General features: G+C 62.3%; 10 protein-coding genes. 6 read left to right on the forward strand and 4 right to left on the reverse strand.

Translation table 11 applies throughout. From position 1 onward, the window contains the following. Window positions 1–5: 5 nt before the first annotated feature. From AC1ECK_RS31310 to AC1ECK_RS31330, 5 genes are read left to right on the forward strand one after another with little or no spacing between them, the layout of a single operon-like run. The gene (locus AC1ECK_RS31310; protein WP_480326249.1) at window positions 6–3,233 is read left to right on the forward strand and encodes an efflux RND transporter permease subunit; all 3,228 of its coding nucleotides are present in this window, start codon (window positions 6–8) and stop codon (window positions 3,231–3,233) included. Between the two features lies 1 nt (window position 3,234). After that, window positions 3,235–4,713, forward strand: a complete 1,479-nt coding sequence (locus AC1ECK_RS31315; RefSeq protein ID WP_480326251.1) for an efflux transporter outer membrane subunit — start codon at window positions 3,235–3,237, stop codon at window positions 4,711–4,713. Next, window positions 4,710–6,002: a paraquat-inducible protein A gene (locus tag AC1ECK_RS31320; RefSeq protein ID WP_480326253.1), complete on the forward strand. Its 1,293-nt coding sequence runs from the start codon at window positions 4,710–4,712 to the stop codon at window positions 6,000–6,002. The genes AC1ECK_RS31315 and AC1ECK_RS31320 overlap by 4 nt, the downstream gene beginning before the upstream one ends. Further along, window positions 5,977–7,596, forward strand: coding sequence for a PqiB family protein (locus AC1ECK_RS31325; RefSeq protein WP_480326255.1), 1,620 nt, complete (start codon window positions 5,977–5,979; stop codon window positions 7,594–7,596). The genes AC1ECK_RS31320 and AC1ECK_RS31325 overlap by 26 nt, the downstream gene beginning before the upstream one ends. Continuing rightward, window positions 7,593–8,183, forward strand: a complete 591-nt coding sequence (locus AC1ECK_RS31330; RefSeq protein ID WP_480326257.1) for a PqiC family protein — start codon at window positions 7,593–7,595, stop codon at window positions 8,181–8,183. The genes AC1ECK_RS31325 and AC1ECK_RS31330 overlap by 4 nt, the downstream gene beginning before the upstream one ends. Window positions 8,184–8,219: 36 nt before the next feature. Here the strand turns inward: AC1ECK_RS31330 and gltS are convergent, their stop codons facing one another. The 4 genes from gltS to AC1ECK_RS31350 form a co-directional block, all read right to left on the reverse strand. Beyond that, the gene (gene gltS, locus AC1ECK_RS31335; RefSeq protein WP_480326259.1) at window positions 8,220–9,422 is read right to left on the reverse strand and encodes a sodium/glutamate symporter; all 1,203 of its coding nucleotides are present in this window, start codon (window positions 9,420–9,422) and stop codon (window positions 8,220–8,222) included. A gap of 31 nt (window positions 9,423–9,453) precedes the next feature. Next, window positions 9,454–10,665, reverse strand: a complete 1,212-nt coding sequence (nhaA, locus tag AC1ECK_RS31340; protein WP_480326261.1) for a Na+/H+ antiporter NhaA — start codon at window positions 10,663–10,665, stop codon at window positions 9,454–9,456. A gap of 291 nt (window positions 10,666–10,956) precedes the next feature. Further along, window positions 10,957–11,154, reverse strand: coding sequence for a hypothetical protein (locus AC1ECK_RS31345; RefSeq protein WP_480326263.1), 198 nt, complete (start codon window positions 11,152–11,154; stop codon window positions 10,957–10,959). Window positions 11,155–11,327: 173 nt separating this feature from the next. After that, window positions 11,328–11,648, reverse strand: coding sequence for a DUF4148 domain-containing protein (locus tag AC1ECK_RS31350; protein ID WP_480326265.1), 321 nt, complete (start codon window positions 11,646–11,648; stop codon window positions 11,328–11,330). Between the two features lie 505 nt (window positions 11,649–12,153). Between AC1ECK_RS31350 and AC1ECK_RS31355 the strand changes: the two genes are divergently transcribed. Then, window positions 12,154–13,338 carry a porin gene (locus AC1ECK_RS31355; RefSeq protein ID WP_480326267.1) on the forward strand — a complete coding sequence of 395 codons (1,185 nt, stop codon included), beginning with the start codon at window positions 12,154–12,156 and terminating at the stop codon, window positions 13,336–13,338. The last annotated feature ends 26 nt before the right edge of the window (window positions 13,339–13,364 follow it).

Genomic DNA, 13,364 nt, shown 5'->3' on the forward strand with positions numbered 1-13,364 from the left:
AGCCCATGAACATCTCCCACTACTGCATCGACCGGCCGATTTTCGCCTCGGTCATCTCCATCGTCATCACGCTCGGCGGTGCGTTGACGATGTTCGCGTTGCCTGTCGCCCAGTATCCGGACGTCACGCCGCCGCAGGTGACGGTATCCGCGACCTACCCGGGCGCCAGCGCCGAGGTCGTGGCCAACAACGTGGCGGCGCCGATCGAGGAGCAGGTCAACGGCGCGGACAACATGATCTACATGTACTCGTCCAGCTCGTCCACGGGCAATGTGACGCTTAACGTTTTCTTCGAGATCGGCACCAATCCGGAACTCGCGCAGGTCGACGTGCAGAACCGCGTGAACCTCGCACTGCCGCAATTGCCGCAGTCGGTGCAAGCCCAGGGTGTCCAGGTCCAGAAGAAATCGAACGCGTTCATGATGGTCATCGCGATCTACTCGCCGGACCAGCGCTTCGATCCGACCTATATTGCCAACTACGCGAACATCTATGTGCTCGATTCGATCAAGCGCATCGGCGGCGCGAACCAGTCATCGATCTTCGGCACGCCGGACTACGCGATGCGAATCTGGCTGAAGCCGGATCGCATGGCGCAACTAGGCATCACGGCTGGCGACGTGCAGCGTGCAGTCGCCAGCCAGAACCAGCAGTTCGCGGTGGGCAGCATCGGCCAGTCGCCGACCGGCAGTCCGGTCGAACAATCGTTTGCCGTGACAAGCCCTGGGCGTCTCGCCACGCCGGCCGAGTTCGACAACATCATCCTCCGCGCGGCGAGCAACGGCGCGGCGATCGTGCGTCTGAAGGACGTCGGCCGGGCCGAACTGGGGCAGAAGAGCTACGCGAACCGCAGCACGTTCCAGGGCAAGCCGGCTACCATCATCGCGGTCTATCAGCAGCCGGGAGCGAATGCGCTCGACGTCTCGAAGCAGGTGCGCGCGAGACTCGAGGAACTGAAGAAGTCGTTTCCGGAGGGTCTCGACTACGACATCGCGATGGACACGACCGATTTCACGCGAGCGTCGATTACAGACGTCGTGCACACCTTCTTCGAAGCGCTCGTGCTGGTCGTGATCGTGGTCTTCGTGTTCCTGCAGAACCTGCGCGCGACGCTGACTCCGATTCTGGCGGTGCCCGTCTCCATTGTCGGCACTTCCATGTTCATGCTGTTGCTTGGCTTTTCAATCAACATGCTGACGTTGTTCGGCATGGTGCTCGCCATCGGCATCGTGGTGGACGACGCGATCCTCGTGATCGAAAACGTCGAAAGGAACATGAGCGTGCACAGGCTGGGCCCGAGGGATGCCGCGAAACGGGCCATGGACGAGATCTCTGGGCCGATTGTGGCAACTACGCTTGTCCTGTGCGCCGTGTTCGTGCCGGTGGGGTTTCTCGGAGGCATTACCGGACAGTTGTACAGGCAGTTCGCGCTCACGATTGCGATCTCGGTGGTGATCTCGGGCGTCGTGGCCCTGACGCTGTCGCCCGCCCTTGCCGCGTTGCTGCTCAAGAGCACGCATCACGAGAAGAAAGGCTTCTTCCGGTGGTTCGACAAGGTGCTAGCCCGGATGACGGCCGGCTACACGCATGCGGTCAGGTTCGTCATCAAGCACTTTGTGACCGCCTTGCTACTGTTTGCCGGCATGATCGCGCTTGCGGTAGTGATGCTGAAGACCATTCCGGGCGCATTCCTGCCGCCGGAGGATCAGGGCTACTTGCTAGGGGCCGTGATCATGCCGGACGCAGCGAGCCTCGATCGCACGGGTGACGTAGGGCGGCGCGTCACCGACTATTTCATGAAGCAGGAAGCCGTCAGCAGTGTCGTGATGGTGAATGGCTTCAGCCTGCTCGACAGCCAGAACAAAAACAATGCAGGCACCTTCTTTGTCGGGCTGAAGGGTTTCGACGAGCGCTACAAGTTCTCGAACATCAAAACACAGAATGCGCGAGCGGTACTGATCAAGGCGTATGAGACGCTCTCCAGGATTCAGGAGGGCATCGTCATTCCGGTCAATCCGCCGTCGATACCGGGGCTCGGCACTACCGGCGGCACGGAGATGTGGATCGAGAGTCAGGGCGACGGCTCCATCTCGCAGCTTGCCGGCGTCGTGCAGGATTTCGTGCAGAAGGCGAAGGCGCGGCCGGAACTGGCCGGCGTCACTTCGACCTTCAACGCTTCTTCGCAGCAACTGCTGGCCGACGTCAACCGCGACCAGGCGGAAACGCTCGGCGTGCCGATCGACGAGGTGTACAGCGCGATGCAGACAATGTTCGGCTCGCTCTACGTGTCGCAGTTCAACCGCGACAGCCGTCTCTGGCAGGTCATCCTGCAAGCGGAGCCGCAGTATCGGCTCACGCCGCGCGACCTCGATCAGATCTACGTGCGCAGCAGGACCAACAACATGGTGCCGATCAAGGCCGTGATGAACTACCGGTTCATCACGGGCCCCGACCTGGTGACGCGCTTCAACAATTTCCCGGCCGTCAAGGTCACGGCCAACGCGGCGCCCGGCTACAGCTCGGGCCAGGTGATCGGCGCGCTCGAGGACCTCGCCGCTCAGATGCCGCCCGGTTACGTGGCCGGCTGGAGCGGCGAAGCGTTTGAAGCGCGCCAATCCGGCGGAAAGTCGGGCCTCGTGTTCGTGTTCGGGATCGTCATGGTGTTCCTGATCCTTGCCGCGCAATACGAGAAGTGGTCGTTGCCGTTCGGTGTGCTGATGGCGGTGCCGTTCGCCTTGTTCGGCGCGCTGCTCGCGATCCTGCTGCGCGGGCTCAATAACGACGTCTACTTCCAGATCGGCTTGACGATGCTGGTCGCGCTCGCCGCGAAGAACGCAATCCTGATCTTCGAGTTCGCGGTGCTGAACCGGGAGACGGGCGCGTCGCCATACGACGCGGCGCTGACCGCGGCCGAAGAGCGCATGCGCCCGATCATCATGACGTCGCTCGCGTTCATCCTCGGTTGCGTGCCGCTCGCGATCGCGCTCGGCGCGTCGGCCAACAGCCGCCATTCGATCGGCACGGGCGTGATCGGCGGGATGCTGGGTGCAACGGCCATCGCCGTGTTCTTCATTCCGATGTTCTATTACCTGCTCGAGTCGATGGCGTCGCGCTCGAAGAGCGGCACGCAGACACCCGGCCCGGGTTCCGGCACGCCCGGCGAGGCGCCGCCGGCGCCGGGCGGCCCCGGTTCGCCGCACGTCACACTGTCCGCGCGGCGAGAGGACGACTGACATGCGCCGCGCCGCGCTTGCGCGCCTCATCGCGCCTATCCTGCTGCTCGGGTTAAGCGGCTGCCTGCTCGGCCCCGACTACGTGCGGCCGAAGGTGGACGTGCCGCCGTCGTACCGTTTCGAGTACAAGGATGCGGCCGATGTCGCTAACACGGCATGGTGGGAGCAGTTCCAGGACCCCGTGCTGAACGAGCTGATCGAGACAGCGCTCGCGAACAACCTGGACGTCAAGGTTGCGACGGCGCGCGTCGATGAATTCCTCGGCCAGTTCGTGAGCACGCGCTCCGCGTTGTTTCCGCAAGTCAGCGCGGGGTTCGACGCGTCGCGCCAGCGTGCTTCGAAGAGCGCTGCTGTGCCGCTGCCCGCTGGCGTCGGTCCGGTTTACAACCAGTTTCAACCGAGCCTCTCGGCAGCGTGGGACATCGACCTGTTTGGCCAGGTAAGACGCGAGACCGAGGCCGCGCGCGCGAACCTGCTCGGAAGCGAGCAGAGCCGCCGCGCGACGATCCTGACGCTCGTGGCTTCCGTTGCCTCGTCGTATATCGCGCTGCGCAGCCTCGACCGGCAGCTCGAAATCGCGCAGGACACGACCGGGAGCCGTGCCGACTCGGTCCACGTGTTCGAGCTGCGCTTCAAAGGCGGGCAGATGTCGCAAATGGAGCTCGCGCAGAGCCAGTCCGAATATGAGGCGACGGCGGCGACGGTTCCGCAGCTCGAAACGCAGATTGCGCAACAGGAAGATGCGCTGTCAGTGCTGCTCGGACGCAACCCTGGGCCGATTCTGCGCGGCCGCGCGCTGGCCGCGCTGGGCACGCCCGCCGTGCCCGCAGGCCTGCCGTCTGACCTGCTCGAACGCCGGCCCGACTTGCAGCAGGCCGAACAGAACCTGATCGCGCAGAATGCGCTGATCGGCGCGGCGCGCGCGCTGTATTTCCCGTCGATTTCGCTTACCGGGCTATTCGGTTCGGTCAGCTCGCAGTTTTCGAACCTCCTCACCGGGCCTGCGAAGGTCTGGTCGTTCGCCGGGGCGGTCAGGCAGCCGATCTTTACCGGCGGCAACATCACGGGGCAGGTTCATCAGGCCGAGGCGCGGCAGCAGGAAGCGCTCTTCGCGTATGAAAAGGCCATTCAGGTCGCCTTCCAGCAGGTCGAGGATGCGCTGATCGCGCTCCAGAAGTCGCGCGAGCAACTGGACATCCAGGGCAAGCAGGTCGATGCGCTGCGCACCTACTTGCGGCTCGCGCGGATGCGATATGAAGGCGGCTACACGAGCTATATCGACGTGCTCGACGCCGAGCGGAGCCTCTTCAGCGCGGAGTTGCAATACACGCAGACGCAGAGCACGACGTTCACGAGCCTCGTCAACCTCTACATGGCAATGGGCGGGGGATGGGTCGTTCAGGCGGAGCGCATGATCGCGCCGCCGCCGGGCGGGCAGCCGCCGGTAGCGCCCGAGCCGATCGCGGAGACGCCGCGATGAGCCGCGCGAATCTCATTGCCTGCCACGAATGCGATCTCCTGCAGCGCGAGGTCGCGGTGCCGCCCGGCGGCGTGCTGCGCTGCTGGCGCTGCCATGCCGAGCTGTACCGGAACCGCACCGCCGGCCTGGATCGCTCGCTTGCCCTTTCGCTGGCGGCGGCCGTGCTGTTTGTCGTCTCCAACCTGTATCCGATCGTGGGCTTGTCGGTGAGCGGGACGGTTGTCGAAACGACGCTGCTAGGCGCCGTAGCCGTGCTCTACCGGGATGGCATGTGGCCCATCGCCGGGCTCGTTTTAGCGACCACGTTCCTGATGCCCGTGGTGCAGACGCTGAGCATGCTCTGGATGCTGCTGCCGCTGCGGTTCAACCACGTGCCCCGGGGCGCGGCTTTCGTGTTTCGCTTGAGTCGTCTGGCCGCGCCGTGGGGAATGACCGAAGTGCTGATCCTCGGTTTGCTCGTGGCGCTGGTCAAGCTCGCGCACATTGCGAGTGTCGTCGTGGGGACCGCGCTGTGGTCGTTCGGTGCGCTGATGCTGATATTGGCAGCCGCCGGCGCGGCGTTCGACACGCGGCAACTGTGGTTGCGCATCGCCGCTGTGCAGGTGGGCGGCGGCGGTGTGCAGGGCGTGAGCGCGCAGTTACCCCGCGGCGCCGTCACGGCGGCGCAATGCGGGCTCGTGCTATGTCACGACTGCGGGCTGCTCGCGCGAGCGCCCGCCCACGCCCACGCGTTCTCATGCCCGCGTTGCGGCGCTGCGATGCATATGCGCAAGCCGGCGAGTTTCTCGCGCACCTGGGCCCTGCTGATCGCCGCCATGGTGCTGTACATCCCCGCGAACGTGCTGCCGGTGATGTACACGAGTTCGCTGTTCGGCGCCCAGAACGACACGATCCTGAGCGGGGTCGTCTACCTCTGGACTTCGGGTTCGTGGCCGCTTGCAGCCGTCGTCTTCATCGCGAGCATCGCAGTGCCGATGCTCAAGATCCTCGCCATTGCGTATCTGACGATCTCGACGCAGCTTGGCTCGCGCTGGCTACCGGAGCAGCGCACACGCATCTACCGCGTGGTCGAGTTCGTCGGGCGCTGGTCGATGCTCGACATCTACGTGATCACGATGCTTGTCGCCCTGGTGCAGTTCCAGGCACTGGCGACGATTCAGGCCGGCGGCGCGGCGATCGCATTCGGGGCGGTGGTCATACTGACCATGTTCGCGGCGATGGCGTTCGACCCGCGCCTGATCTGGGACGCAGTGGAGCAAGATCATGCCAGGACCCGAGCAAAAACCTGATGCCCCGGAATTGCCCGAGGCGGTCGTCACCACGCGTTCGCGCTGGCGCATGCAGCTCGTTTGGCTCGTGCCGATCGTCGCGTTGCTGATCGGCGGGTGGCTCGCGGTCAAAGCCGTCATCGAGAGGGGGCCGACGATCACCATCAGCTTCGAGACCGGCGAAGGGCTGGAGGCGGGCAAGACGAAGATCAAGTTCAAGAACGTCGATGTCGGCGTCGTGAACACGGTGACGCTATCGCCCGATAGCAAGCGCGTGGTGGCGACGGCCGACATCACCAAGGATGCAACGAAGCTGCTTCTCGACGATACGCGCTTCTGGGTCGTGCGCCCGCGCATTTCCGGAGGGACGGTCTCGGGATTGAGCACGCTCTTATCGGGCTCCTTCATCGGCATGGATGTCGGCAACTCCGACAAGGGGCGCCGCGACTTCGTCGGCCTGGAGGTGCCGCCGGTTCTCTCGAGCAACGCGCCCGGCCGCGAGTTCGTTCTGAAAAGCGCGGACATGGGGTCGCTCGATGTCGGTTCGCCGATCTTTTATCGCCGTCTGCAGGTTGGGCAAATTGCCGGCTATCAGCTCGATGCGGACGGCAAGGGCGTGACGCTGCGCGCGTTCATCAACACGCCTTACGACAGGTTCGTGAAGCGGGATACGCGCTTCTGGCACGCGAGCGGCATCGACGTTGCGCTGGACACCAACGGTGTGCGCGTGAACACGCAGTCGCTCGTGTCCATCATGATCGGCGGGCTTGCCTTCGAAACGCCGGACGACTCGCTCGCGCAGCCCACGGCTGACGCGAACACGGCATTCACGCTGTTCGAGAACCAGACCGAGGCGCTGAAGCGGCACGACCGCATCGTCGAGCCGTATATGGTGGACTTCACGGAATCGGTGCGGGGCTTGACCGTTGGGGCGCCTGTCGAATTTCGCGGCATCGTGGTCGGCGAAGTCACCGGCATCTATACGCGCTTCGATCCCGTTACCCGCCAGTTCAGTATTCCGGTCGAATTCAATCTCTTCCCGGAGCGCTTCACTTCGCGTTACCAGACGGGCGAAAAGGGCGGACGTCTGACCGACCGCCCGCACCAGCTGGCTGATTTCCTGGTCGAGCACGGACTGCGCGCGCAGTTGAGGACGGGCAACCTGCTGACCGGGCAACTCTATGTCGCGCTCGACTTCTTCCCCAATGCGCCGAAAGCCAAAATCGACTGGGCTTCGAACCCGCCGGAGCTGCCTACCACGCCGGGCGCGTTGCAATCGTTGCAGGACTCCATGACGCATCTGATCGCGAGGCTGAACACGATTCCGTTCGAGGCAATCGGCAAGAATACGCAGGAAACGCTCGCAAGCGCGAACGCGCTGCTCTTGCGTCTCGACTCCGAAGTGCTACCGCAAGCCGACTCGACGCTGGCCGCCGCCCATGCCGCGCTCGATTCGGCCAACAACGCGTTGCAGCCTGGCTCGACGCTGCAACAGAACACCAGCGACGCGATGCAAGAACTGGCGCGTACCGCCGCGGCCTTCCGCACGCTTGCCGATTATCTCGAGCGGCATCCGGAGTCGCTGATTCGCGGCAAACCGGAGACCCAGCCGTGAAACGTCCCCTCGCTTTCCTCACTGTCATGCTGGTAGCGGCCGTGCTCGGCGGCTGCGGCAGCTCGCCGAGCGCACGTTTCTACACGCTCAAACCGGATGCGACGTTGACGAGCGCCGGAAACTCCATGCCGCTTCATGTCGTCGTCAATCCGGTCACGATTCCGGAGCTGGTCGACCGTCCGCAGATCGTTACGCAGGTTGCCGGCAACCAGGTGTCGCTCGACGAATTCGCGCGCTGGGCCGAGCCGTTGAAAGGCGATATCGCACGCGTAATCGCCGCGGACCTGGGCGCATTGCTTGGCTCGGAACGCGTGAGCGTGTTCGATACCGGCTCCGACGTGCCGCCGGCGTGGCACGTGCGCGTCGATGTCATGCGCTTCGATTCGATGCCGGGCGACGCGGTCACGGTCGAAGCGCAGTGGACGGTGTGGCCGCCAAAAAAAATCGCGCCCGTGGTGGGACGCTCGCTCGAACACGAACCCGTGCAGGGTCAAGGCTATGACGCCCTCGTCGCAGCTCACGATCGTGCGCTTGCGGCAGTGAGCCGCGACATCGCGTCGGCTATTCGCACGAACCTGGCTCAATGAGGTGCAAGTTCCTATCCGATATCGCAGTGCGGGAATCTATCCGTAGATCGGCAGCAGCAGGAACAATTTGATGACGATCGCGTTAGCGATATCGATGAAGAACGCGCCCACCATCGGCACGACGAGAAACGCCAGATGGGATGGGCCGAACCGCTCAGTGATGGCTTGCATGTTGGCGATCGCTGTCGGCGTCGCCCCGAGGCCGAACCCGCAATGTCCCGCCGCGAGGACCGCAGCGTCATAGTTGCGACCCATGACCCGAAAGGTCACGAACACGGCATAAACGGCCATCGCAATTGACTGTACGGCAAGGATCACGAGTAATGGCAGCGCAAGCGAGGCCAGGTCCCATAAGCGCAGGCTCATCAGCGCCATCGCGAGAAAGAGACTGAGGCTGACGTTGCCCAGCATCGACACGGCGAGTTCGGAAACCGCGTACCAGCCGCGTATCGCGAGCACGTTGCGTAACACGACGCCGACGAACAGCACCCACACGAAAGCGGGCAATTCGATCGCTGTGCCGTTGGACCAGGAAGCGAGCGCCGAGCCGGCGGCGAGACAAACCGCAATCAGGGCGACGGTTTCGATGACGGCGTCCGCCGTAATCGGGCGCACCGCTTTGGGCTGCTCGAAACCGGCGGCGCTTGCGGGGCCATCGGATGCCTGCCTGGGGACGAGACGATAGCGCGTGATAAGGAAACGCGCGACTGGTCCGCCGATCAACCCGCCGAGTATCAGGCCGAAGGTGGCGCAAGCAATGGCGATTTCTGTCGCCGCTGCCAGTCCGTGACGTTCGGCGAACACCTTGGCCCACGCGGCGCCCGTGCCATGGCCGCCCGAGAGCGTCACGGACGCCCCGAGCAGGCCGAGTATGCGTTCTTGCCCCAACGCCCAGGCAAGCGCGATACCGAGCGCGTCCTGCATGACGAGCAAGCCCGCCACGACACCGAGAAAGACGATCAGTGCCCGCCCGCCGGATTTCAGCGCCGCCAGATCGGCGTTCAGACCGATGGTGGCGAAGAAGGCGAACATCAGCGGCGATTGAAGGGCGTTGTCGAAGCGCACTTCGATGTGCGCAAGGCTGCGCAGCGCAAAGATCAGCAACGCGACGAGCAGTCCGCCTGCCACCGGCTCAGGGATGCTGTAGGTGCGCAGTATTCGCGTTCGAGCCAGTATTTGCCGCCCGAGCAACAGCACGAGGCAAGCTGCCGTCAGCGTTTCCAGCGCGTCGAGGCTCACGATGTTCTTCTCCGGTTTATGGTTCGACGGGTCAGCCGCGCGGCGAGGTGGTGCCGGAATGCCCAGGCGCGAACCTGAGCAGTAGATAGCCCGTGATTCCCGAGAGCACGGAGCCTGCGATCACCCCCAGGCGAATCGGCGTGAAATATTCTGGTCCTTCGAACGCAAGGGAGCCGATAAACAAGCTCATGGTGAAGCCGACGCCGCACAGTGCGGCAGCGCCGGCCAACTGCGGCCAGCTCGCGCCGGCAGGAAGTTTGCCGAACCCGAGCCCGATCAGCGCGGCGCTCGCCCCGCAGACGCCGATGAATTTCCCTGCGAAGAGGCCGACGGCGATACCGAGCGGCAGCGGCTCTGCCAGAGCGGCAAGCGTGATGCCGGCGAACGAGACGCCGGCATTGGCAAACGCGAAGACCGGCAAGACCCCGAACGCCACCCAAGGGTGGAGATTGTGCTCGAGCCGGTGCAAGGGAGCGTGTCCTTCGACGTCCGTTGTTTTGAGCGGCACCGCGAAAGCGGCCGCCACCCCGGCGAGTGTCGCGTGGACGCCGGACTTCAGAACGAACACCCACAGGATCACGCCGATAATCATGTAAGGTGCGATTCGCGTGACCTTGAAGCGGTTCAAGGCAATCAGCAGCGCGATCGCAACGGCTGCGAAAAGCAGCATCGAGAGCGAGAGATTCTCGGTATAGAACAGCGCAATGATGACGATCGCGCCTAAATCGTCGGCAATCGCCACGGCGGTCAGGAATATTTTCAGTGACACCGGCACTCGGTCACCGAGCAATGACAGAATGCCGAGCGCGAAGGCGATATCGGTTGCCGTGGGAATAGCCCAACCGTTCAACGCCGCGCCGCTTTGGCGGTTGATGGCGTAAAACACGAGCGCGGGCACCAGCATTCCGCCCAGTCCTGCAACGACAGGCAGCACGACTTGAGCGGGCGTGGACAGCTCGCCTTCGATGACCTCGCGCTTGACCTCCAGGCCGACGAAGAGAAAGAAGATCGCCATCAAGCCGTCGTTGATCCACAGTAAAAGCGGCTTTGCGAGGGCGAACGATCCGAAGCGAACCTCCACGGGAATCTTCAGCAGTTCGTCGTAGGCGACGCGAAGCGGCGTGTTACTGCAGATCAATGCGAGCGCGGCCGTTGCCGCAAGCAGCAAACCACCCGCCGACTCCAGTCTGAGGAAGTCGGAAATGCTGTCGGTCGTCTTGCGAATCGTGTTTCCGATCACCATACCCGTTCCGTTGTTTGCGCATTCGCTCAGGAAGAACTTGGCCAATACCGGAAAACGTACTGAGCAGGATGCAAAGACTCTGCCGTCAATCGCGATCTGTCATGCGCGAGTGTCACGAGTGACAAAGTCGGCACTTGACCAGGACGGAACGCCAAGCGATAGACCTGGTTCGATTTTGTCATGCGGCCTGGTAGAAGCAATAAGACCTTAGTCCGATGCTTTCACGCGAACTTCGCCTGATGCGCTCCTGCCGCAAACACTCCAAAATGCTCATTCACCGGGGGGCGAAATCTAACAACTCACCACGTAACCCGCAATCAGGGGATTGGACAAGCCGGGCAGGTCGATCATATCAAAGCGTTTCACCGCTTCGAAGCCTGCCGCGATGAGGATGGTGGCAATAACCAGATTCCTGATGTGTTCGAATCCCGCCTTTAGGCCACCGCGATCGAAGAGTGCCTGCATGACATATGTCGAGACGGTTCGCATTGAATCCCTCCTACGCCTGGTTGGGTCGCCAACCCGCTTCCATGTATGAACGGCCGCTTGAAACACGACGCTCCAGGCCATCTCCGTCGTCGCAAGCGCTCGCTCTTCCATCGCACGCGAGGCTCGAGCCACCAGCGGCTTGACCACGCGTGCAATTCAGTACGCGTCAAGCGTCAGGGCGCGACCGCAGGTGCGTTGGTTGGCTTTTGGCCACTCGCCTTCTGCTGGGCATTCTGTAGATTCTGCGGATAGTTCGTTTGATTTCCCGCCGGACTGTAGCCGTTCTTTTCCAGCTTGCTGAGCTCGGCGTTTTTCTTCGCGCGGCGCGCCTTGCGGTCGGCCTTCTTTTGCGCCTTCATCTCTTGCTTCGACATAGCACTATCGGAGGCGCCGGCATCGGTTGTCGCTGCATGAGCTTGCGACATCGGAAGTGAGAGGAGACTCAAAGCCATCCCTGCTGAAACAACAAAAACAGACAGTTGCTTGAACTTCATATCTATCTCCGTGTGGGCGTGTCAGGCGGCGTGAGACTGCTCACGGACCATTTGGGTTGGTTCCTGAGGAGAACGTGTCTCTTCGCGTTGGAACGCTCGAACCGTAATCGATGAGCCGTCGACAGGGATACAGGGGTTAACCGCGAGGAGGTGGCGAGGCAACACGCTGAAAGGCTCTTGCACACTTGCTTGAGCGCGCATTTTCCCTGATTTCACAAAAGAGATTCCCCTTTCCGCTCTTCGTTCGAGCGAATGGGGAATATACACTCGGGCAAAAATACAAGCGCAGTTCAGGAGACGTGCCCCACGGAAATTATTGCCCTCCGCATAAGCCTCACTCCAATGCTTGTTTTTTCTTCTCATTTTCTTCCCCGCGAGCGTCTGTGAGACTCCACGCCTTCCGGCCGTGTCTCACCTGATCAAAGATAGACGGGCGCGGGGAAAGGTGTGAGTACTCGAGAGCGTAGGGGAAGTACGTAGCACAACTATATTAATGGAGATAATGATGAAGAAACTTCTGTTCAGCGCGTTCGCATTGTCTGCGACGGCAACTGCGATGGCTCAGAGCAGCGTCACGTTATACGGCATCGTGGACAACGGTATCGCATACGAGACGAATCAACCGAAGGGGCATGTATTCGGTGCGCAAAGTGGAGGCTGGGCGCAATCGAGATTCGGTCTCAAAGGCAGTGAGGACCTCGGCGGGGGCACTCATGCAATCTTCCAGCTCGAGTCCCGACTGAATACCATGAACGGGACTTTCGCGAACGGAAGTTTCTTCGAGGGACAGGCAACCGTAGGTCTGCAGAATGACACCTGGGGGCAAATCAAGTTCGGCAACATGGGCTCGGCTGAGATAAGCCAATACTCGGGCGACGTCGACCCGCAGCAAACCAAGAAGTACGCGATTGGAACGCTGGTCCGGGGCCGCATCTTCTCGCAGGCGGCCAACGGCACGGAGTACCTGTCGCCGACGATTGGCGGTTTTACCTTGCAAGGTCAGTATGACTTGACGAATTCGTCGACGTGGAACGCCGGAAATCCTGGCAGCGCACCGGGTCAGCTCGGCACTTCCAGCGGACTAGGAAGCTCGCAGGGCCGCTCAGACGGTATCAAGCTCTCGTACGCGAACAAGGGCCTTTTCTGGCAAGCGACCTATGATGAGGTACGCGACGGAAACGGCCAGTTCAGTAACGTGTACCTTGCGTCTCGCTCGATTCTCACGGGCTTGACGTACGCATTCGGTCCTGTGACTGCATACCTTGGCTACCAGCACCTGAGCGCTCCGGACGCGTCGGATGCGGGCTATTTCGGCACGGCTACCCCGTCAGCGTTGCCGGCAGGAGCGAGCCTCCCGACAGCCGTCAATCATGAGTGGATCGGCGCGATCTGGGAGACGACGCCGGCGCTTGCTATCACCGGCGCCGTCTATCATGCAAATGCAAACAATGGGAACGGGAATGCAACCCTCTACACATTAGGTGCGAACTATTCGCTATCCAAACGAACTCTCCTGTACACGGAACTGGCGTACGTTAGAAACAGTTCGACGTCCAACATCGGCCTCGACAGTGGTCTGTATGGCGCGAACATCAACAACGACCCGGTCAACGGGAGCACCTCGAGCACCAACCCCAACTATGGCAAAAGCCAGTTCGGCGTCATCGCAGGGTTGGCGACGAAGTTCTGATGTTGTCGACAGGTCCGGGTCACGAG

Source organism: Paraburkholderia sp. SSBN10T (assembly GCF_056619545.1).